A 20,868-nucleotide genomic window follows, 5' to 3' on the forward strand; every position below is an offset into this window, starting at 1 on the left:
GTGGCTGATGGGCAGCCGTGTTAAAGCGACAGTGCCAGGGGCCTTGCTTGAGCAATGGCCATTTCGGGGTATTCGTTCCGGTCCCTGAACATGATGTAAAGCGGGTCCAGGCCAGACTCCGGCGGGAAGACCACAACATAGTCATCGAAACGAATCGCAGCGATGTCGTTGAAAGACTCCAGCAAGGGCACAGGTGAAGACCGGAGGAATCCCAGCCGATACTCAGGGGTCGGCGCCAGGGCCGATATGGCTTCAAGGGTTGCTGGCGCGCTCCAGCTCACGGTCATCGGGGCCGGCCCGTCAGCGGTGAAGCAGTAAGTCTTCATCTGCGCATCCCGGACAGCAGTTCGCACCCTCACCCTGGAGGACACTACATTGCCATTAGTCGGCGTAATGGCTACCTGTAGCAACGTGTTTATTTCTCTCAGGCCTTGGGACATCGTCCCTGGTGGAACGGCGTACGTGCCGCTGCTCATCCTGAACGGAAGATCGACTTCGGCCCCCGTCGCGGCCAGGCCTTGCCAGTCCTGGCCCTCGATCGGCAGCAACTCGAGCAGAGGAACGCTGAGCCCATACCTCCCCACCTCGGCCCGACTGGAAAAATCGAATTGCAGCACGGCGGCGTATTGACCTTGATGCTCTTGGGTTCCCGAGGTTGTCTGCCAGGTAAACTCCGCCACCGCCGAGCGTATAGCTTTTTGCAATGCTACCCGATGGGTCTCCAGGGGTTGCGAAAGGCCGCCATCGAGGAAAATACCCGGTCGCGCATTGGCAAAGGCAAGCGGCGCAAAAAGAAGCTCCCCCGCCTGGGTCGGCCCTGCTCCCTGCTGATAACGCTGATCAACGAGTTGTGTTTGCACGACCACCAGCAGTGCTTCAGCGTCCACCTGCAAGCGGTGGAGACGTTGATTGATCTCATTCAATTTCGCCAGATAACGATCGTAAGTGGCATTGATCTGCTGGGCGATATTTTGCCATTGCGCGTGTTCGGACCGGGCATAGGACAAGTCGCGCCGGGCGCTGTCTCTTTTGAACCCGATGCTCATTTTCCAGAATTCGTATCGGCGGGCTGCCACGCGCGCTTGAAATTCAGAAGTCTCCAGAGCACGGATGTCCGCCTCGCGCCTACGGATGTCCACTTGGGCGTTCTGTCGCTGACGCAGGTGTTTAATCTGTTGCTCGAATACACTGAGTGCCGCTTCTGCCGCCCGTTCTGAGTCCGCCAGATCTACAGCGACTTTCTGTACGTCAGCCAGGTTGCGGGCGATACGCTGCTGTGTCATCTGCGCCGGGGTCAACGGTGCTCCCGGTCTTGCAGCAACCGGACGAGGAACAGGAACACCCTCCCCTTTGAATGCGGCGCGCCCCTGTTTTTGCTGCCAGTCTTTGACGTAGTACACAACCGCACCCGAAGAATGGACGTTGTATTCATTTTCTGGCGGATAGAACAATAGATCTGCGCCTTGGGGGTGGCCGCTGATGCGGTCGAAATGATTAATCAGTCGGTCGTGATCCTGTTTGGGCAGATCGACGGCCCAGATTCTGTTCACCAGGGCCTGGAATTCCGATTCGGTGTAATCTTTGAGTGTTGTTTTAAGTTCCATCTTTATCGCTTCCTTGTTTCTGGCACACAACGGCTGCCAGATAACAGCATCTGCTCATGTGTGATGAGCAGATGCCTTTGAGTTGTTTGCATTTCAAACAGGGCAGTTACTCTGGCTTGAACCCGGGTTTGTTATTGAGTGCGCGCCATTCTTTAATGACCCTCAGCACGTCTTCCGGGGTACTTTCACACCCTTCCTTAGGCTGGAAAATTACACCAGATCGATCTGGATGTTCAGTCACCTCCTCGAAGTGCAATACACCCTTGACTATGAAGTCATCAAATGCATCAGCGGACAAATCATCTCTCTCTTCATAAAGCCCACGCAGAAATTCTAAAAATTCAGCCTCGGTGTAGTCTTCAAACTTCTCTTTAAAAACCATCATCAATTTCCTTTTCCATGAAAATCAATATGCCGTTTAGGCGTCATCACCACCAAATTATCCATATCGTAAACAGCCCCTCCTTGTGCAACTTCTACAAGATGATGAATTTCGAATTTAATTCGACCTCCATTTCTATCTTCTGGTAACGAGAAAGGAGCCTTACCCATTCTCATCAAGTGCAAATCGATAGGCGTAAATTGAGCCCTCAGTTTCACATCCGCCGCAACAGCCCTCCAAAACGCCCGCCTGAATCCATGAAAATTACGAAATTCCATCCACCGCAGCTTATCCGCAATCTGCTCGGGAATCGGCGCCCCCTCCGCTCGTGCCGCATCCCCCAACCATATTCCTGAAACCGACTGCCCAAACCCCATCGCCACACCTGGATCATCACGTCGATCCAGAAACAAAACATCCGACGAAGGCAATTCCATATCCGCCGGGAACCCAGGAATATTGGCACCCATCAGCCCTTCGTCAACAGCCGGAAACGTCTCGTTTTGTGGTAGGACCGGGATGACCGGAGCGCCGGGATAAACCGCAGGAATCGGCAATGTGATCGGTGAAGTTGTAGGACCGAGGTGTTCGATACCCGGCGGCACCAGGGGTGTCCAGGTTCCGACGCCGACCGGACGAATCGGCCAGGGCAGGACCGCAGGAGTGATCCCCAGCCGTCCCTGGATACTTTGCGGCGTGGTGATGCTGATTTTGTCGAGGTTGAAAGGATTGGCGCCGAGCTCTGCCCGCTCCTGATAGCGCAGTTCGAACTCGCGTCGCTCACCGACCCAGGTACTTTTCGGCGCGTACGGCGCGAAGCCTTGTTCGATGCGCTTTTTGTTTACCTCATCGAACTGAGCGATGAGCGCCGGATGCTCGCCGAGCGTTCGCCACAGCGCTTCGTCGAAGGCGGCGAGCGAATTGAATTCACGACCACGGAACTGGTCGCCTATCTGCACGGGAATGGCAGCACCTTGCGCCTGACTCGCGGTTTTCCACCAGTCATTCGCCGCCGGTTTACCGACCCCTGTGACGACGCCCGAGCCTATCGGTGGCAGATTGAAGGTGAAGTAAATCGGCGGCTGATCAGGCACGCACACAATGCAATCGCTGATACGCAGATCGACGCCCGCCGCAATGGCCTCGACCTGGGGTATCAACACGCTCAGCCCGGGCTGACTGGCAGTGGCAACCTGAGTGGTGTCCGGGGTGAATTGCAGGTGCCTGGCTGGCGATCCGGGAATCTCGGCGCTGTAGAGACCGGTCAACGGATCAAGCACTGCATTGACGACCGGAACACGCGCACTTATCTCGCCACCGGTACTGGCAACGTTGATCGCGGTGCCTTGGGCCACCGTTACAGGTTTGAGCCGGTACGCCACCTCCACCGAACCACCCGCATCGACGATCGACTGGTCCGCAAGACCCAGCGCTTGCGCCGGCACACCGATTGACTGGAACAGACGCCGACGTTGCTCAGCGCTCAACTCGCCATTGCCAAGGGTTGGCGAATACACCATCGCGGTGACGAACACCGGCCCTGTTTTTACTGCAACCCGTGCGTAATCGATGAGGGTGTTGACGGCAGACTGGACAGCCGTCTCAAGCACTGCGGCGGCTTGCTGCGCTACGAACACGCCATCGCGCGTTAAAGCCATCCCGCCGGCCATCACCGAAGACACGGGGATCGTCAGTGTGTTGGCCAGCCTGACCCGTTCAACCCGTGCATCTTCATCGGCCCGCTGCTTGAAGCGCACCCGAGCTTCTCGCTGCTCGGCGTACTGACGCTGGGCCTGCCAGACGGCTTCTCTTTCGCGCCAGACCACTGTCTGCTCGGCGTGGCGTCGGGCCATCGCGCTGGATTTGCCGGTGAGTGCGTTTATCTGTGCCGATAATAGGCGCGCTTCATGGGCAGCGTTGTAGGCGTTTTCCCAGATCTGATGGCCGTCATTGAGTGCCTGGCCGAACTGACCCAACCGAGTCAGGTAATCGTTTGAAGTACGGGTGAATGGATCATGGCCGTCGAACGAACGGGCGACTGCGTTCCTTGCATTAAGCTCGGCGGTCTTGCGGGCGATGAGCCCGTCGATTTCGTTTTTTTCCTTGGTGATCAGGTAAAGCTGCCAGCGCTCGCTATAGTCACTGGCGGGCGGCCGTCGCGCGGCGAGGATTTCGTGTTCAAGGGATGCCGCGAGTTGCCCGGCCTTGTCGGCAAAGCGACGGTCGACCTCAGCTCTGACGGTGTCATGACGCTGCGCCAGCCCCGCAAGAAATTGATTCAGCGCGTGGGCGCGGGGGCCTGTTCCTGAGCCTGCGCCGCGGCTGCCTGTGCTTGGGCCGCCTCGGCTTGCGCCTGCACACGCGCTTTTTCCTTTGCTTGACGATCCGCTTCCAAGGCCCGCTTTCGGGCCTTTTTTCTTTTCTTGCTCGTACCACCGAATCCGCCGGAAACCCCTCCGCCGCCACCAGCAACGCCGCCAGAACCACCACTGGACGCTGGTGGTCCCGACCTGATGACAACGCTTCCTGACGATCCATCGTTCAATATGTTTTGTGCCATACAGTCACTCCTTGTCTGTAGGGCACAGCATGTCGATGGAGCCGCAGTCAGGTGCGGTACATAGTTATAGGCTGGTCAGTTCCAGGTTGGGCATGGAGGAAACCTTCCGTTGGTCGTTGGATTAGCTGCGCAGCAATACTTGATCGCAAGGAGGATGTCGAAAATACATCTGTCCTCTACAACGCCTGCTAAAACGAAAAGGGCAATCTTTTGTTCAGGTGCATTGTCGATTCAAGTCACGCCCGTTCGACTATGCAGTGAATCACTCAAAATCAATGGAGATAAGACCATGCGATTCATGATCATTGTGAAAGCCAGCCCGGATTCCGAGGCCGGTGTGTTGCCCAGCGAAGAACTGATGACCGCTATGGGCAATTACAACGAGGAGTTGGCCAAGGCCGGTATCCTCATCGACTGCGATGGCCTGCAGCCCAGCAGCAAAGGCGCACGGGTGCGCTTTTCAGGTGACAAGCGCACGGTGATCGACGGCCCGTTCGCCGAAACCAAGGAGCTGATCGCCGGTTACTGGTTGTGGCAGGTGAAGTCGAAAGAGGAAGCGATCGAGTGGGTCAAGCGCTGCCCCAACCCGATGCCGGGTACCGAGGCCGAAATCGAGATTCGCCAGGTGTACGAGGCCGAGGATTTCGGCGCCGAGTTCACACCGCAGTTACGCGAGCAAGAAGAACGAGTGCGCGCGCAGGCGAAGAAGCACTGAATAGTTCAGTAAGTTTCGAGCAGGTTCGCTCCCACACCGACTCTCCAGCGAACACAAAGTCTGCGTTCGGCGCAAATCAACTGTGGGAGCGAGCCTGCTCGCGAATGCGCACTGTCAGCCGACATCTCTTTCGACTCGAACACAGGTTTCGCAAGCAACCCCCTGTTTAGCTGCTAACTTGAATCTTAGGTGTCCTCAATAAGGAGTTCGTTATGCAGCGTGCAATTCGTGCAGCCGGTTTCAGCCTGATGACCCTGTTCGCCAGTTGCGGTGTGGGAGCTCAGGATCTGGATACGCATTGGGTACCCGCCTCGCCTGCGACGATGAATGCCGCCTCCATCGTCGCAGGCCCGGCTTATTTGGACTTGAGCTTCACAAACGACTGATTCAAGTCCGAAGCCCAGCCATCGATGACGTTTTTCACATCATCGGGTTTCATCACCTGTGAGTCGTTGGACAGCGGCTTGCCCGTGCCCTTGCGCACCACTTGAGCGACCACGGCGTTGTTGCCGCCATCAAGGAACACCGCCTCGGTGCCCAGGGTGGTTTCCTGATCGCGAATACCCGTCGCGGTGCTGACGGCTGCGGCTACCAAGGCGATGGGAATCACTTCATAGGGCTTGAGGCTTTCGGTTTTACTGCTGACGGCAGTGATCGCGGCACGCATCACGATGACACCCGGCCCGGGGCCAGCCGCCAGCGGCAGGGATTTGCCGGCCTCACGCTTGAGCGCCTGATCGTAATAAGCGGTGATACCGGACAATGTGCCTTGCGGGATTTTTACCGTTGGCTGTGGCTTGGGGTAGAACTGCGTCGGCTCGACGTAAATACTCTTGTATTTCTTAAGATCGATCTTCGGATCGACCCAGCGCATCACCTCTGCCCCCGAAGGGGATTTCTCCTCCTTGAGGCGGCTGTAGTCGCCCAGGAAACCGGAATACTCATCCGGTTTAACCACCTTGCTGGTACAGCCCGCCAAAGCGAGAGAGGCAATGCACGCAGTGCCGATCATTGACGCAAGCTTCATGCTGTCACTCCTTGTAAGCCACACGGGATGAGGCTGGAGTTACAGGTATAGCCAATTCGCCGGCGTTTGGCAGCCTTTATGCCGAATATTCTCCAGCACACAAGGCCGCCTTCAGCCCCTACCAGGACGACCCGCTCCTGGCCGCCAACGCCCGCCGACTGTTCGCCCGCATCGCCTTGATCAACGACACCGTGCCCACCAGGATAATCACCGCGCCGAACAGGAAGTCGATGCTGTACAGCTGGAAGTCGTTCAACGGCCCCACCAGGAACACCCGGATCGCCCCGATACTCACCAGCGTTGCGAGAAAATCGATGCCCGGCTCATCACGATAGAACACATGCAACAGCGGCAGGCACATCACCAGCAACAACATCAACACGATCACCTTGAACGAGCCCTTGCGCTCGATGCTGAACGCGCATTCGTTGACGCCGTAGGGCTTGTAGTCTTCCTCGCGAATCAATGAATTTTTCTCGTTGATGTACTCGACACGGTTGTACTTCTGGATCGGCGTGAAGGTGTTGGACATCGCCATGCTGGTAGTGACGTTTTTGAAGCGCAGGTCGATGCGCTCGTTGCCCTTGAGGTAATACAGCACCGGTTTGTAGCCGTAGCGATAAGTGTCGAACGGAAAGTCGGTCGCCCGCCCCTGGACGTCGATGGGTCTGGATTCAAGTTCGGCGTAGGCACTTTTGTTGGCTGAAGACAGATTGCGGCTCAGGGGTTTGATTTTGACCTGCTCCATGAGAATCGGTGCGAATCCGTAGGACCATTGCATGGGCTCCATGCGCAGCCGCAGTTCGTTGCGACCGAGGTCATAGCGATCAAAGGTTCGCTCGGAGACGACCACCGCGCCCGAGAGCATGAACTCGCCATGAACATTGTTGGTGATGCGCAGCGACAGTCGGTCCTTGTCCGACCCTGCGGCATCGCTGGCCGACGGCGTGCCGCACCAGGCGTAGCTGTCGAAGGCGTCCCCGAGCTGGCCGTTGCGGTTCTCTTTGAACACGTAGAAGTAACTGCCCCACAGGGCTGCCATCAGCAACAGCGCTATCAGTCCCAGAATTTTCTTGCCCACGCTCAAACCAGACTCCTTTCTTTACTGACTCCCTTATGAGGCGCGGACTCTATCAAAATGCCATCACTGGCCCAAGCAAAAATAACCGGGCCAGGAAGATCCTTGTGACGAGGGAGCTTAAGCCGTAATGCGATAGGTAGCAGCTACCGAGCCTGCGAGGCTGCGTTCGGCTGCGTTCGGCTGCGTAGCAGTCGTAAAACCAGAGATTGCGGTACGTCAGGTAAACCGCATCAGTCGGATTGACGACTGCTTCGCAGCCGAACGCAGGCTTCGCCAGCTGTTACAAAGAGTGCATCGCAGTTGAAGCTGCCGGAAAAAACTTCAACGCCGCCGAAACAACGGCCGCGGTTCAATCACCGAGCGCCCGTACAACACGCTCATCCCCGCCAGCCCCTTGAGCGCGTCTTCAGCGGATTTATCTTCGCGCACGGCAAAGCTGTCGAAACCGCATTGGCGCATGTGGCTGAGTTGATCGCGCAGTACATCGCCAATCGCGCGCAATTCGCCTTGCCAACCCAAACGCGTACGCAACAGATAGGCCTGGCTGTAAGCGCGGCCATCGCGAAAACTCGGGAAATCCAGGGCAATCAGCGGCAGGTCGGGAAACCATGGGGTCAAGTTCGTCACTTCATCATCAGGACCGAGCCACACGCCTTCGAGCGCTGTTGTGGTGTCGGCATTAAGTGCCAGCCACTGGGACAACGGCAGTATCAGCGGTCCGGTCGGCAACTCATCGGTTGCTTCACGAATCAACTGCCACGGGTCGTCGCGTACCCACTCGGCGCCGCCCTCTTGCAAACGCAGCAGATTGTTCATGCCGACACCTCCAGCATTTTCGGGTAAACCCGTTCCTTGAACGGCTCCAGACCGATGCGCGCCAGGGTATCGACGAACAGCTCCTCGCTCTCGCGGTAGCGAACGAACGTGGCGATGATCCGTTCAATGACATCGGGCACTTCAGCGGCGCTGAAGGATGGACCGATGACTTTGCCCAGCGCGCTGTTCTTGCCTTGGGCACCGCCCAGGGTGATCTGGTACCACTCGCTGCCGTTCTTATCGACGCCAAGAATGCCGATGTTGCCGATATGGTGGTGACCGCAGGCGTTCATGCAACCGGAGATGTTCAAGCTGATATCGCCCAGGTCATGCAGATAATCCAGATCCTCGAAACGCGCCTGAATCGCTTGTGCGATGGGGATGGATTTGGCGTTGGCCAACGCGCAGAAGTCGCCACCGGGGCACGCGATGATGTCGGTCAACAAACCGATGTTGGCGCAACCCAGCCCCTGTTCGCAGGCCAGGCACCACAGTGGATAAAGGTCGGCCTTGGGCACGTCCGGCAACACGATGTTCTGTTCATGGGCGATGCGGATTTCGCCAAAACCGAACTGCTCGGACCACTGGGCCACCGCGTCCATTTGCTCGGCTGTGACATCCCCCGGCGGCGCGGCGATGCCCGGTTTGGTCGATAGCACCACGCTGGCGTAACCCGGCACCTTGTGCGGTTGAACGTTGCGCGTCACCCAACGGGCGAATGCCGGGTTCTCGGCCAGGCGTGTGCCGAAATCCAGGTCGGTGTCGGCCAGTGAACGGTAATCGGGGGGCACGAAGGCACTGGCGACACGCTCATACTCGACGTCGGTCAATTGCGCCGGACCGTCCTTGAGGTGCTGCCACTCCTCCTCCACTTCCTTGGCGAACGCTTCGATACCCAGGGCTTTCACCAGAATCTTGATTCGCGCCTTGTACTTGTTATCGCGCCGCCCATGGCGGTTGTAGACCCGCAACACCGCCTCGACATAGGACAGCAAGTGCTGCCACGGCAAGCCTTCGCGAATCTGCAAACCGAGGATCGGCGTGCGCCCCAAGCCGCCACCCACGATCACCCGCAAGAGCATTTGCCCGCGGTCATCGCGATAAAGATAAAGGCCGATGTCATGCATCATGATCGCCGCGCGGTCCTGTCTGGCCGAGCAGATGGCAATCTTGAACTTGCGCGGCAGAAACAGGAATTCCGGGTTGATGGTCGACCATTGCCGCAGGATCTCCGCCAGCGGGCGCGGGTCCATCAGCTCGTCCGCCGCCACTCCGGCGAAGGCTTCGGTGGTGATATTGCGCACGCAGTTGCCGGAGGTCTGGATCGCATGCATTTCGACTTGGGCCAGACGTTCGAGAATGTCCGGCACCAGGGCCAGTTCGATCCAGTTGAACTGCATGTTCTGCCGGGTGGTGAAGTGGCCGTAGCCACGATCGTAGTCCCGGGCGATGCTCGCCAGCGTGCGCAACTGCTGCGCGCCGAGGGTGCCGTAGGGGATCGCCACGCGCAGCATGTAAGCATGCTTTTGCATGTACAGGCCGTTCTGCAAACGCAGCGGCAAGAACTCCTCTTCGCTCAATTCCCCGGCCATGAAACGTTCGACCTGATCGCGAAACTGCGCAACACGCTCGAACACCAGCGCCCGGTCATAGTCATCGTACTGATACATGTGGCTGCCACCTCATCAGGAATTTTGCACAGAACCTGTGGGAGCGGCTTGTGGTGAGGGGGCTTGCCCCCGTTGGGTTGCGAAGCAGCCCCAAAATCTCTGATGCACCAGAGTTCTTGTGAGTGCTACGCACTCAAACGGGGGCAAGCCCCCTCGCCACAGGCGCTCCCACAGGAATTGCGGTGTATCGAACTCTGCGGTTCGCTCTTGGGGTGCAACTATGAAGCAGCAGCGCAGCACGTTACAGATTCAGCTAACCACTAAAAAACCGTATCAGGGCGCGGCCTATGGCCGCAGGCTGGCATCGAATCTGATCCGCATAAACTCGGTTTTTCTGAGTCTGTTTTGTTTCCGGCAGGGTTTCTACAGTTCATGGCATGCCAGACCGGGTGGCCTGGCAAGACTTTGCAACCGTGGAAGAACTGACCATGAGTACAGCAACAATCGGACAGGCCTATAACTACAAGGTCGTCCGTCAATTCGTCGTGGCAACCATCGTCTGGGGTGTCGTCGGGATGGCGATGGGGGTGTGGATCGCCTCGCAACTGGTGTGGCCCGAGATGAACCTCGACCTGCCGTGGACCACCTTCGGCCGCTTGCGCCCGCTGCACACCAGCCTGGTGATTTTCGGCTTTGCCGGCAGCGCGCAATTCGCCGCCAGTTACTATGCGGTGCAGCGCACCTGCCAGGTGCGGCTGTACTCCGACAAGCTCGCCGCATTCACCTTCTGGGGCTGGCAATCGGTGATCGTGGTCATGCTGATCAGCCTGCCTCTGGGCTACACCACCACCAAGGAATACGCCGAGATCGAATTCTCCGGCGCGGTGTGGATGACGGTGGTCTGGGTCGCCTACGCCATTGTGTTCTTCACCACCGTGGTGCAGCGCAAGACCAAACACATTTACGTCGGCAACTGGTTTTTCGGTGCGTTCATTGTGGTGATCGCCATGCTGCACGTGGTCAATCACCTGTCGATTCCGGTGGACTGGTTCAAGTCGTATCCGGTGTATTCCGGGGCCACCGACGCTATGGTGCAGTGGTGGTACGGGCACAACGCGGTGGGGTTCTTCCTGACCACCGGCTTCCTCGGGATGATGTATTACTTCGTGCCGAAACAGGTCGGTCGGCCGGTGTATTCCTATCGCTTGTCGATCGTGCATTTCTGGGCGCTGATCACCCTGTACATCTGGGCCGGCCCGCACCACTTGCACTACACCGCACTGCCGGACTGGGCGCAGTCGCTGGGCATGGCGATGTCGCTGATCCTGTTGGCGCCGAGTTGGGGCGGGATGATCAATGGGATGATGACGTTGTCGGGCGCCTGGCATAAGTTGCGCACCGACCCGATCCTGCGCTTTCTGGTGCTGTCCCTGGCGTTCTACGGCATGTCGACCTTCGAAGGGCCGATGATGGCGATCAAAACGGTCAACGCCCTGTCCCACTACACTGACTGGACCATCGGCCACGTTCACGCCGGTGCCCTGGGCTGGGTAGCGATGATCACCTTTGGCGCGATCTACCACATGGTCCCGAAAGTTTTCGGCCGCACGCAGATGCACAGCGTGCCGCTGATCAACCTGCACTTCTGGCTGGCGACCATCGGCACCGTGCTGTACATCGCCTCGATGTGGGTCAATGGCATCACCCAGGGCTTGATGTGGCGGGCGATCAACGACGACGGCACCCTCACCTATTCGTTCGTCGAAGCCTTGCAGGCCAGTCATCCGGGGTTCGTGGTGCGCTTTGTCGGCGGGGTGTTCTTCCTCAGCGGCATGCTGCTGATGGCTTACAACACCTGGCACACGGTGCGGGTGTCGGACGTGAAAATGGCCGAACTTGAAGCCCAGATTGCCTGAGGCAAGGAGCCTGACATGATCGAGATGGCGCTGAATCTATTGGGTGTTTTGGGGCTTTGGCTGGCGGTCGAATACTGCCTGAAACACCAGACCGCCGAGAGCCTGGAGGATGCCAGCCTGATTCCGTTCGCCGATGACCCCGAGGTGGCGCGGCGGCTGGAATTGGCGACGGGCAAGAAGGTGAACGCTGTGGCGCCGGAAGAGGTGAAGCCGGGTTGGGGCAATCTCGAAATCTGATACAGGGAAACGCCGCAGATCAATGTGGGAGCGGGCTTGTGGCGAGGGGGCTTGCCCCCGTTGGGCCGCGCAGCGGACCCAGGACCTGCGAGCGCTGCGCACTCGAACGGGGGCAAGCCCCCTCGCCACAAAGCCCGCTCCCACAGTGGTTATGTGTTGGTCACAAATAACACGCTTCAGCCACGTTCGCGGGGAATCAAGCTCTGCAGTTGCTGCGCCAGGAAGTTCGCATCGAAGGCAAAGGTATCCGGGTCTTTCAAACCATTGGTCTTGCGCCATTGCCAATTGCTGGAGGGCGGCAGGCACACCAGCGAAATGCTGCCATAACGCGCGGCGGTCAAGCCCATCACTGCCAGGGAAATCAGCCCACCCGCGCCCATCACGTCCGGCACGAACTCCACCGGTTTACCGGCAATCACAATAGACAGTTTCTCGGTCTTGAACGTCGACGTCTCCGCCGGAATGCTCGGCCCGGATGCGACATACGCCTCGCGGCTCACTTCCAACAGATTCGGAGTCAGGACAGGCGCCAGCCATTGCTGGATCTGATCGAACAGCTCACCAATGCGCGTCGCCCATACGGCCGATTGCGACTCAAACAGTTGCTTCTTGTGCGCTTCGCTATCTGCATAGTGGCGAAGCATCTCGCCCAGTTGCTGTACATCGTCCATTGCGGTGTTCCTTTTGGTTGAAGCGATGTTGCGAATGTCGATCATGGCAGATGCCGACAGCTCGCGTACGGCAAAGGTGCGAACGGCTACAGAGCCTGGGCAGATGAACGCGACGAATGGTCGTGTTTTACCTGCTTTTCAGGGGAGCACCTGTCAGATCTGACAGTAGCCAACATCCATATCCGGGGTGTTTGATAACACTGCCCAACGCGGGAGTAAAACATTCAATCCGTACAGTCAGGAGCGCACATCATGAACAGTGGGAACGATCGCAACAAATGCCGGGTAACCAATTATGTGACCATCAAAAAAATGATCGTTTACGGATTGACTCCTCCGTTTACCCAGCCTGCGAATCCGATAGGCGGAATGAACAGTGCGAGCGTTGATAACAGTCTTTTCGCAATCGACAAAGTGATCATCCCCGGCTGGAAACAACCGGTTATCCATCCCGAAAACCCTGAAGGCGGCATCGGACTAGCGCTCATCGTAGATGGACTGATGCCCGTCTGGATCGACCCTTGGTTTAATTTTTCGGGAGGTGACAGGGCGGATTTACTGCTGAATGAATCAGAGACGGCGATAGACGGCAAAACCATTCAGCCGGATGAAGCTGATGATCCGCAACGATTCATTCTGAACGTACCCGGCGGACTTCTGCGCAATGGCATTAACCGTCTGCGCCTGAGGGTGAAGCGGATCAGCCAGTCAGAAGAAACCTCTCTGCCACGCGTCGTACTCTTCAATACCCCGCGTCCTGGCGGCGAGGTGACAGGCTCGGGAGACAACCCCTATCTGCTGATGACGCTTCCGGCAGATGTCATCGCCAATGGAGTGGATGCCGCTCGCGCCGCGCAAGGGGTAGATGTCACGTTGACCTATAGCTACATACGCGAACACGACGTCATTACCCTCGATTGTGACGGCCACGAAATCCTGCACACCGTCACGGCTGCCCAGGCCGGAGCCGGCACCGTCGTTCTGAAGCTGTTCGCCGATGCGTTTCAGAAAGGTGACAATCCCCGATTTGCCATGCGCTTTCGAGTGAGAGACCAGATCGGCAACAACTCAGGCCCACTCGCAATCTGGTCAAAAACCACTTATATCGATGTGCACATCCAAAAACCCGTTCTGGATCTAAAAGCGCCCGAAGTGTTGGAAGCCTTGGAACTCAACGGCACTCGATTGAACTTTGAACGGGACTTTTATGAGGCCAAGTTCGCCACGGTCAAGGTCGCCTTCACCGGCTCCGCCCCCGGGCAAACTGTCAAAGTCTATTGGCTCGGGCGCAATTCGACTTATGGCAGCGAGATTCGAACCGTTGCCTATGCCGGAGAGATACTGAGATTTCTGGTGCCCAGGCAGGAAGTGGTTGATTGCATCGGTAGCGGTGCGCAGATCAGTTACACCGTGAAGCTACCAGGTACCACCGAGAATCTACCCTCCGAAAACCTGCGCATCTCGGTCACCGCGCAAAAACATCATCTACCGGAACCGACGCTTAATTCGGACAAAACCAATCTCAGGGCTTACTACCCAACGCTGGAAGCTACTTACACTGTGCGTATGGCCCTGTTTGGTATCACCACTCGCTATGGCGATGAAGTCACTATCACACAACCCGACTTCACCAATCTGCCTGTGCCGCCGGCATGGATAACAGAAAATCGGGGTAGATCCGTCATGTTCAATTACACCCTGCATAGAACAGACACTACCGAAAAACTAATTTTTTCATGGTTCCTGAGACTGACCCTGTAGCGGGCTCACCTTTGGCGACACCACTGCGTAACCCGATCACCCATAACTGTTTGGCGTTTATATAGACGAGGGATTTGTCATGCACAAAATAATCGGTGCTCTGTTAATCGCACTAATGGTGGGTTGCACTCAGGTCGATATAAAACCATCGAGTGAAGTAGGGACGATCAATAATGTCCAGCCCCTGAATGGCCCCGCCGTCGCCACTCAACTGAACACGCTTTACAACCGAAAATTAGCCACTTTCACCTATGTCGCCGCAGATCAGGGGGTGGCTCAATGAACACCCTACTGTGGCGCACGCTCGGCAATGCTCCGCGCATTCTCTTTCATTCGCTAACGGGGGTCGGTTTGATGCTGAGTATCAACTCGCCCCTTTATGCGCAAACAGCAACAGAAACCCCTGACAACTACATCCTTACCGTGGAGCGTTGTGTGAAATATGTCGAAAGTGCGCAATGGGTGTATCGGGACTATCAGTGGTCGTTTTCCATCACGCCCACACCGTGTGCGCGGCGGACACAACCGGAAGGGACACCCTTCCTTTGGGACGAACTGTCCCGTGACTATTCCAATAGCAGCTACTGGCAAAATACCCATGGCCTGCGCCACCAACTGATTTGTCATCTGGCGATTGCGAGGGACAAACCGCAGTGGAACCTGGAACCGTGGCGGCCAGATGTGGGGTATGCACAAACGTTTGCGGCCGGCTGCAATCATGTCGTCCCCTTGCCTCAAAAAGCACCATGACACTTCACCGAAACATGAGCATTACAGTTCATTTATCGCTGGTACCCGCCATCGAACAAATGGAAACTCCCTTCAGGCTTGGCCCATCGACCCAGGCCATAGCCTGAGGAAATCCAATGCGCACTATCGGCCTTATCGGCGGCATGAGCTGGGAGTCCAGCGCCGAGTATTACCGTCTCATCAACCAACAGGTACGTGATCGCCTCGGGCCGTTGCGCTCGGCAAAACTGTTGATGTACAGCGTCGACTTCGGCCCGGTCGAACAGGCCCAGCATACCGGGCGGTGGGACGATGCGGCGGTGATTCTGGTGGATGCGGCCCAGCGTCTGCAGGCGGGTGGCGCCGAGTGCGTGGTGCTGTGTACCAACACCATGCACAAAGTGGCCGGGCAGATTCAGGCAGCGATCGATATTCCGTTCCTGCACATTGCCGACCCGGCCGCTCAGGCGGCACTGGACGCCGGCGCTCTGCGGGTGGGTTTGCTGGGGACTGCGTTCACCATGGAGCAAGACTTTATCAAGGCCCGTCTGACGGCCAAGGGCCTGACGGTACTGGTGCCGGAGGCCGAGGAGCGTCAGGCCGTGCACCGGATCATCTATGACGAGTTGTGTGTCGGGGTGATCAGCGAGGCTTCACGCAGGGTGTATCAACGGGTGATCGGGTCGCTGACCGAACGCGGCGCCCAGGCGATCATCCTTGGCTGCACCGAAATCGGCCTGCTGATCAAACCCGAACACAGCGCCCTGCCCTTGCTCGACACCACCGAACTGCATGCGCAGGCGGCGGTGGCGTTCGCGTTGGGTGACTGACTCGCTCCTACAGGATTTTTTTTGAGTTACCGGCGACGCAGGCGCGCCATGCTCAGGGTATCGACCAGCCGGCCGTCACGCACGGCGTAATCGCGAAACAGACCTTCGGTTTCAAAGCCGAATTTCTGGTACAGGCCGATGGCCGCTTCGTTGTTGGCGTACACCGAGAGTTCGACCCGCTGCAGGTTCATCCAGTTGTCGGCGACGTCGAGCGCTGCTGCCAGCAGTTTCGAACCGACGCCCTTGCCCTGCCAAGCCACGGCGACACCCATGCCGAAGCTGCCGGCGTGGCTGCGGCGGATTCGCGAAAACTGCTCAAGGCCAATGTTGCCGATGACCGATCCCTGGTGCAGCGCCACCAGTTTCACCGCCCGCTCGTTGTCCGCCATCAGCCGTTGGCGCCAGACCTCGGTGGACTGAAACGGCATTTGCAGCACCTGCCGGGCCACGGCCGGGTCGTTGTAGAGCGCGGTGATGCCCTCGATGTGGGATTCGTTGAAGCGTTCGAGGTGAATGGCGGGGTCGTGGTCGGGCATGGCGGTGTTCGTCCTTGATCGATGTGTGGCCGATCACTCTAAACCGCACGCCCTTTGCGTGGCGATAACAATTGAAGGTGTATACACCTGTGGCGAGGGGGTCAGTCGATCAGCTCGAACCACTCCCGCCGCTCATTGAAAGTGTTGTGGATCAGTTCGACGATGCGCTGCACCTCGGTCTCATCCCCGGACTCGGCATTGACCGCCATCCACACCTGACGCTGCATCGGTTGCTTGAAGAGCCCAGGCAACGCCACCAGCCCGCGGTCGAATTGACTCATGTAGTGCGGCAGCAAACCGATGCAGGCGCTGCAGCGGATCATCTCCAGCATCAGCTCATAAGAATGCAGTTGCACCACCCCCGCCAGGCGCTCCTCCACCAGACTGTTCCACGGCCCGAAGGCGCCGACCTGGCGATCGTGCTGCCACTGCACCAGCATGAAATCGGCCAGGTCACCCAGGCTGTCCGGCCGGGCCGCGACCCGCGAATAACGTTTGGCGATGTGCGGCAGATAGTCCAGCCGCGCCAGGCGCTGGAGCTCACTGATGGCAAAACTGGGGCCTGGCAGCGGCGAATCGGCAGCGGCCAGCCACACCACCACATCGGCACTGATCGCCCGCAGGGCCAGTTCGCTGTCCAGGGAGATGATGTCCAGGCGCACACTGGCGTTGCGTCGCAGCAGCGACACCAAGTCGCGGCCGAGGATGTCGTGCAGGATGGATTCGGCCACGGCCAGCCGTATCAACGGCTGTTCGATCACCGGCAACTTGCGGTCATCGGCCAAGGCAATCAGTTGCGCCTGGAACTGCAAACCGTCACGACTGAGAGCAAAGCCATTGCCCGAGTGGCTGAACAGCGAACACCGCAGTTGCGCTTCAAGTTGTGCCAGTTGTTTACGCAATAGGGTCGATTTGATGTTGAGGCTGCGGGCCGCTTGCATGAAACAGCCGCAACGGGCGCTGACCCGGAAAGACTGCACCAGCACCGGATCGATTCCGGTCAGTGTGTGTAAGGATTCGCTTTGCTCTACGGGCCAACGGTACTCGGCCACACCCTGACGACCAGTGGGTTCCATGAGTGACATTGATGACTCCTTGTCGATCTGTCCTTGAGCGTTTCATCCTGCTGGCCGTTCATGAACCTGATGTGACAACCGGGCAAAAAACCGATCAACCTCCAGGCGTTTGCCGAAAGCTCACCGCCAGGCGATTCCAGCTGTTGATGGTGCTGACGGCCATCGTCAGGTCGACCAGTTCGCCTTCGCTGAACTGCTCCCGGGCCAGGGCGTAAACGTCGTCCGGCACATGACTTTGCGAGAGCAGGGTCACCGCTTCGGTCCAGGCCAGGGCGGCCCGCTCCCGAGGGTTGAAGAAGTCGCTGTCGCGCCAGACCACGATCGCATACAGCCGGCGATCGGTTTCGCCGAAACGGCGCGCGTCCACCGAGTGCATGTCGGTGCAGAAGGCGCAGCCGTTGAGCTGCGAGGCGCGGATTTTGATCAGGTTCAGCAGCGCCGGTTCGATGCTCAGGTTGCTGGTCAAGGCCTCCATGGCGATCATGGCTTTCATCGCTTTGGGCGATGCGCTGTAGTAATCCAGACGGGCGTTCATGGCGGTGCCTCATGGCTCTGATCAATGCTTCCACGGTAGGCGCTGATGCGCGAGGGTTACAGAGCCAATTCGGCGAAAAAGCCATGGACCGCCCGGCAGAAGGCCAATCGGCGCTTTTTCGCCCACGCAACTTCTGCGCAGCCGTTCATGCGGGTAATCTGGCGCGACGCACAGTCGTCTCAAACGCCCAAGGAGCCCCGCCGGTATGGAACTTCATGTTGTCATCAACGGCCGCAAGGACCTGGCAGGCCAGTTGTACCGGCAACTGCGCGACGCCATCGAATCCGGTCGCCTGGCAGCCGGGGCGCAACTGCCACCCAGCCGCTTGCTGGCCGAACAACTGGGGATCTCGCGCAAGACCATTTCCGACACGTATGCGCAACTGACCTACGAGAACTTCCTCACCGGGGTGATCGGCAAAGGCACTTACGTCAATGCCCGGGCGGCGAAAAGCGTCCGCAAGCAGAGCCATTCGGAGCTGGCGAGTTTTGATGTGATCGAGCGCTGGCGCTCGTTGCCGACATTCCTGCGCCATCCCACGCTGGAAGGCTCGCTGCGTTACGAGTTCATCGGTGGTGCCACCAGCAAGGGCCTGTTTCCACAGGACGACTGGCGCCGCTGTACGTCCCACGCCCTGCGCCAGATCGCCAGTTCCAAAGGTTTCTACAGCCTGCCCGAAGGCCTGCCGGCGCTGCGCAATGCAATTGCGCGGCACATCGCGTTTTCGCGCGGGGTCAATTGCCAGGACGAAGACGTGGTGGTGTGCAACGGCGCGCAGCAGGCGCTGGATCTGATTGCCCGGGTGTTGACCGAGCCGGGCAGCCTGGTGGCCATGGAAGACCCCGGTTACCCGCCGGCACGCCTGTTGTTCGGCACCCATGGCGCGACAGTAGTCGGCGTGCCGGTGGATGCGCAAGGCATTCAGGTCGAGCACATTTCCGATGGCACCCGGCTGATTTACGTCACTCCGTCCCACCAGTTTCCCTTGGGCATGCCCCTAAGCCAGGCCCGCCGGGAAGCCCTGCTCGCAAGGGCCTATGAGCTGGGGGCGATCATCATCGAAGACGATTACGACAGCGAGTTTCGCTACGAAGGCCGGCCCACCGACTCTCTGCAAAGCCTGGATCAGCGCGGCATCGTCGCCTATGTCGGCACTTTCTCGAAGACCCTGCTGCCGGAGTTGCGGCTCGGCTACACAATTCTGCCGCCGGCGATTCTCGAAGCGGTGATCCGCGCCAAGCAGCTCACCGACCTGCACACCTCGACCCTGCCCCAATGGGCGCTGGCCAAATTCATCGCCGAGGGCTGCCTGCTCAAGCACATCCGGCGCTGCCATACGATTTATGCCGGGCGCCGCGAGCGGATCCTGGCGCGCATGGCGGGCGACCTTTCGCCGTGGTTCGAGGCGGTCCCGACCACGGCCGGGTTCCACATGGCGGTGCTGTGCAAAGTGCCGGTCGATATTCCATTGGTGATCGAACTCGCGAAAAAAGTCGAAGTGGGGCTCTATGCCCTGGACAGCTTTTTTTACCAGCAAGCGCCGCGGGCCGGGCTTTTTCTGGGGTTCGGGGCGATCGAAACCCTGGATATCGACATCGCCCTGGACCGTTTGCGCGACATTTTGCAGCAGGTCGGCTGACGGATTGGTCTGCGGTTTTATCCGGCGATTGGCTATTGGCGGTCCATGGGTGCAGGCCTATCCTGAATGGCGTTATCCCTCAATGAGCAGGATTCGTCCGGCCTGATTCAGGAGTGTGAGCAATGTCCAGCGAAGTGATCAACATCGTAAAGGTGCAGGCCGCAGCCGGCCGCTCGGATGAACTGGGTCAGCAACTGCAAAAGATTGTCGACACCCTGCGCGAACTTCCGGGCTGCGACTCCTATATGGTCGACCGCTGCCCCGAGGACGACACCCGCTGGACAGTCAGCGCCCGCTGGCAATCGGAAGCGGCCATGCACGCGCATTTCAACTGCCCCGAAGTGCAAGGCTTTATCGGCCTGATCGACAGCCGACTGGCCAACGCCGTCGACTTCAACAGTTTTCCAATCGTCTAAAACAATAACCCCAGCCCTATGTAGCAGCTCAGTCGTCTGACAAAACACCTGTGGCGAGGGAGCTTGCTCCCGCTCGTCTGCGCAGCAGACGCAAATCAGGCGAACGCTGCCTGCCTGGTCCTGCGCGTTTTTTGGGCCGCTTCGCAGCCCAGCGGGAGCAAGCTCCCTCGCCACAGTTCATCATTCTATAGCCCTGCGCACGTTGTGATTGGCCCCCTCACCTTCCTGAAAATTGGCCGTTTGATTGCGCCATAGCGCGGCTTACTGTGGTCCCTGTCGACTCACCACCTCAGGTAATCAACCATGAATGCGCTTCGTTTTTTTGCCATCCCTCTCACCGCCCTGACACTGAGTATTTCAGCCCCGGTATTCGCCCACGAAACCGCCCCTTCAGAAAAAGTCACCATCCTGCAGGACCAGATGCTGAAAAACGCACCCGGCAAAAAGGCCTTGATGATCGAAGTCGATTACAAACCCGGCCAATCGTCCATCGCCCATAAACACCAGGGCACGGCCATGGCCTACGTGCTTTCGGGAGAGATCATTTCTCAAGTCAAAGGTGAAAAAGCGATCACCTACAAGGCCGGCGAATTCTGGTACGAACCGGCCGGGTCGGAACATCTGGTCTCGAAAAATGCCAGCGCCACCCAACCCGCCAAGCTGCTTGTGTTCATGGTGTTGGCTCCGGATGAAAAGGTGTTGATCCCTTTGGAAAACTGATCGCCGT

23 protein-coding genes are annotated in these 20,868 nt (G+C 58.3%); 12 read left to right on the top strand and 11 right to left on the bottom strand.

The features are described 5' to 3' along the window. Positions 1-20: 20 nt before the first annotated feature. The 3 genes from ACZ9BB_RS11175 to ACZ9BB_RS11185 form a co-directional block, all read right to left on the bottom strand. On the bottom strand, positions 21-1,604 hold the full coding sequence (locus ACZ9BB_RS11175; RefSeq protein ID WP_476213829.1) for a bacteriocin immunity protein: 1,584 nt from the start codon (positions 1,602-1,604) through the stop codon (positions 21-23). A gap of 106 nt (positions 1,605-1,710) precedes the next feature. Continuing rightward, entirely contained in the window at positions 1,711-1,986 is a 276-nt protein-coding gene (locus ACZ9BB_RS11180) for a bacteriocin immunity protein (RefSeq protein WP_192343199.1), read from the bottom strand. 2 nt (positions 1,987-1,988) lie between these two features. Beyond that, entirely contained in the window at positions 1,989-3,962 is a 1,974-nt protein-coding gene (locus tag ACZ9BB_RS11185) for an S-type pyocin domain-containing protein (protein ID WP_476213830.1), read from the bottom strand. Positions 3,963-4,001: 39 nt separating this feature from the next. Here ACZ9BB_RS11185 and ACZ9BB_RS11190 point away from each other — a divergent pair, with 39 nt between their 5' ends. The 3 genes from ACZ9BB_RS11190 to ACZ9BB_RS11200 all read left to right on the top strand — a co-directional run bounded on the left by ACZ9BB_RS11190 (position 4,002) and on the right by ACZ9BB_RS11200 (position 5,647). Then, a complete protein-coding gene (locus ACZ9BB_RS11190) occupies positions 4,002-4,295 on the top strand; it encodes a hypothetical protein (protein ID WP_476213831.1) in 294 nt (97 codons plus the stop codon). A gap of 540 nt (positions 4,296-4,835) precedes the next feature. Further along, the gene (locus ACZ9BB_RS11195; protein ID WP_476213832.1) at positions 4,836-5,261 is read left to right on the top strand and encodes a YciI family protein; all 426 of its coding nucleotides are present in this window, start codon (positions 4,836-4,838) and stop codon (positions 5,259-5,261) included. A gap of 212 nt (positions 5,262-5,473) precedes the next feature. Then, positions 5,474-5,647 (top strand): hypothetical protein, encoded by a 174-nt coding sequence (locus ACZ9BB_RS11200; RefSeq protein WP_476213833.1) that lies wholly within the window; start codon positions 5,474-5,476, stop codon positions 5,645-5,647. Here ACZ9BB_RS11200 and ACZ9BB_RS11205 read toward each other — a convergent pair. The 4 genes from ACZ9BB_RS11205 to ACZ9BB_RS11220 form a co-directional block, all read right to left on the bottom strand. After that, on the bottom strand, positions 5,617-6,288 hold the full coding sequence (locus ACZ9BB_RS11205; RefSeq protein ID WP_476213834.1) for a DUF3313 domain-containing protein: 672 nt from the start codon (positions 6,286-6,288) through the stop codon (positions 5,617-5,619). The genes ACZ9BB_RS11200 and ACZ9BB_RS11205 overlap by 31 nt on opposite strands. 118 nt (positions 6,289-6,406) lie before the next feature. Then, positions 6,407-7,375, bottom strand: coding sequence for a hypothetical protein (locus ACZ9BB_RS11210; RefSeq protein WP_476213835.1), 969 nt, complete (start codon positions 7,373-7,375; stop codon positions 6,407-6,409). 315 nt (positions 7,376-7,690) lie between these two features. Beyond that, positions 7,691-8,185 (bottom strand): DUF934 domain-containing protein, encoded by a 495-nt coding sequence (locus ACZ9BB_RS11215; protein WP_476213836.1) that lies wholly within the window; start codon positions 8,183-8,185, stop codon positions 7,691-7,693. Further along, positions 8,182-9,855 carry a nitrite/sulfite reductase gene (locus ACZ9BB_RS11220; protein WP_476213837.1) on the bottom strand — a complete coding sequence of 558 codons (1,674 nt, stop codon included), beginning with the start codon at positions 9,853-9,855 and terminating at the stop codon, positions 8,182-8,184. Before ACZ9BB_RS11220 ends, ACZ9BB_RS11215 begins: the two co-directional genes overlap by 4 nt. A gap of 428 nt (positions 9,856-10,283) precedes the next feature. Between ACZ9BB_RS11220 and ccoN the strand changes: the two genes are divergently transcribed. Together ccoN and ACZ9BB_RS11230 are read left to right on the top strand one after the other, a co-directional pair. Next, positions 10,284-11,711: a cytochrome-c oxidase, cbb3-type subunit I gene (ccoN, locus tag ACZ9BB_RS11225; protein ID WP_476213838.1), complete on the top strand. Its 1,428-nt coding sequence runs from the start codon at positions 10,284-10,286 to the stop codon at positions 11,709-11,711. 15 nt (positions 11,712-11,726) lie between these two features. Then, positions 11,727-11,948, top strand: coding sequence for a cbb3-type cytochrome c oxidase subunit 3 (locus ACZ9BB_RS11230; protein ID WP_476213839.1), 222 nt, complete (start codon positions 11,727-11,729; stop codon positions 11,946-11,948). Positions 11,949-12,124: 176 nt separating this feature from the next. Here the strand turns inward: ACZ9BB_RS11230 and ACZ9BB_RS11235 are convergent, their stop codons facing one another. Then, positions 12,125-12,619 (bottom strand): hypothetical protein, encoded by a 495-nt coding sequence (locus tag ACZ9BB_RS11235; RefSeq protein WP_476213840.1) that lies wholly within the window; start codon positions 12,617-12,619, stop codon positions 12,125-12,127. A gap of 252 nt (positions 12,620-12,871) precedes the next feature. Between ACZ9BB_RS11235 and ACZ9BB_RS11240 the strand changes: the two genes are divergently transcribed. The 4 genes from ACZ9BB_RS11240 to ACZ9BB_RS11255 all read left to right on the top strand — a co-directional run bounded on the left by ACZ9BB_RS11240 (position 12,872) and on the right by ACZ9BB_RS11255 (position 15,939). After that, the gene (locus ACZ9BB_RS11240) at positions 12,872-14,380 is read left to right on the top strand and encodes a hypothetical protein (RefSeq protein WP_476213841.1); all 1,509 of its coding nucleotides are present in this window, start codon (positions 12,872-12,874) and stop codon (positions 14,378-14,380) included. A 79-nt stretch (positions 14,381-14,459) separates the two neighbouring features. Continuing rightward, positions 14,460-14,663, top strand: coding sequence for a hypothetical protein (locus ACZ9BB_RS11245; RefSeq protein ID WP_476213842.1), 204 nt, complete (start codon positions 14,460-14,462; stop codon positions 14,661-14,663). Further along, positions 14,660-15,130, top strand: coding sequence for a DUF2599 domain-containing protein (locus ACZ9BB_RS11250; RefSeq protein WP_476213843.1), 471 nt, complete (start codon positions 14,660-14,662; stop codon positions 15,128-15,130). Before ACZ9BB_RS11245 ends, ACZ9BB_RS11250 begins: the two co-directional genes overlap by 4 nt. A 116-nt stretch (positions 15,131-15,246) precedes the next feature. Further along, positions 15,247-15,939, top strand: a complete 693-nt coding sequence (locus ACZ9BB_RS11255; RefSeq protein ID WP_476213844.1) for an aspartate/glutamate racemase family protein — start codon at positions 15,247-15,249, stop codon at positions 15,937-15,939. Positions 15,940-15,965: 26 nt separating this feature from the next. Here the strand turns inward: ACZ9BB_RS11255 and ACZ9BB_RS11260 are convergent, their stop codons facing one another. The 3 genes from ACZ9BB_RS11260 to ACZ9BB_RS11270 all read right to left on the bottom strand — a co-directional run bounded on the left by ACZ9BB_RS11260 (position 15,966) and on the right by ACZ9BB_RS11270 (position 18,086). Beyond that, positions 15,966-16,475 (bottom strand): GNAT family N-acetyltransferase, encoded by a 510-nt coding sequence (locus tag ACZ9BB_RS11260; RefSeq protein WP_476213845.1) that lies wholly within the window; start codon positions 16,473-16,475, stop codon positions 15,966-15,968. A gap of 101 nt (positions 16,476-16,576) precedes the next feature. Next, positions 16,577-17,560, bottom strand: coding sequence for a LysR family transcriptional regulator (locus ACZ9BB_RS11265; protein ID WP_476213846.1), 984 nt, complete (start codon positions 17,558-17,560; stop codon positions 16,577-16,579). Between the two features lie 85 nt (positions 17,561-17,645). Further along, a complete protein-coding gene (locus ACZ9BB_RS11270) occupies positions 17,646-18,086 on the bottom strand; it encodes a carboxymuconolactone decarboxylase family protein (RefSeq protein ID WP_476213847.1) in 441 nt (146 codons plus the stop codon). A gap of 205 nt (positions 18,087-18,291) precedes the next feature. Here ACZ9BB_RS11270 and pdxR point away from each other — a divergent pair, with 205 nt between their 5' ends. From pdxR to ACZ9BB_RS11285, 3 genes are all read left to right on the top strand, one after another. Beyond that, entirely contained in the window at positions 18,292-19,725 is a 1,434-nt protein-coding gene (gene pdxR / locus ACZ9BB_RS11275; protein ID WP_476213848.1) for a MocR-like pyridoxine biosynthesis transcription factor PdxR, read from the top strand. A gap of 122 nt (positions 19,726-19,847) precedes the next feature. Beyond that, the gene (locus tag ACZ9BB_RS11280) at positions 19,848-20,141 is read left to right on the top strand and encodes an antibiotic biosynthesis monooxygenase family protein (RefSeq protein ID WP_476213849.1); all 294 of its coding nucleotides are present in this window, start codon (positions 19,848-19,850) and stop codon (positions 20,139-20,141) included. Positions 20,142-20,444: 303 nt separating this feature from the next. Further along, positions 20,445-20,861 (top strand): cupin domain-containing protein, encoded by a 417-nt coding sequence (locus ACZ9BB_RS11285; protein WP_476213850.1) that lies wholly within the window; start codon positions 20,445-20,447, stop codon positions 20,859-20,861. The last annotated feature ends 7 nt before the right edge of the window (positions 20,862-20,868 follow it).

The sequence above is a fragment of the Pseudomonas sp. TE3552 genome (assembly GCF_056278945.1).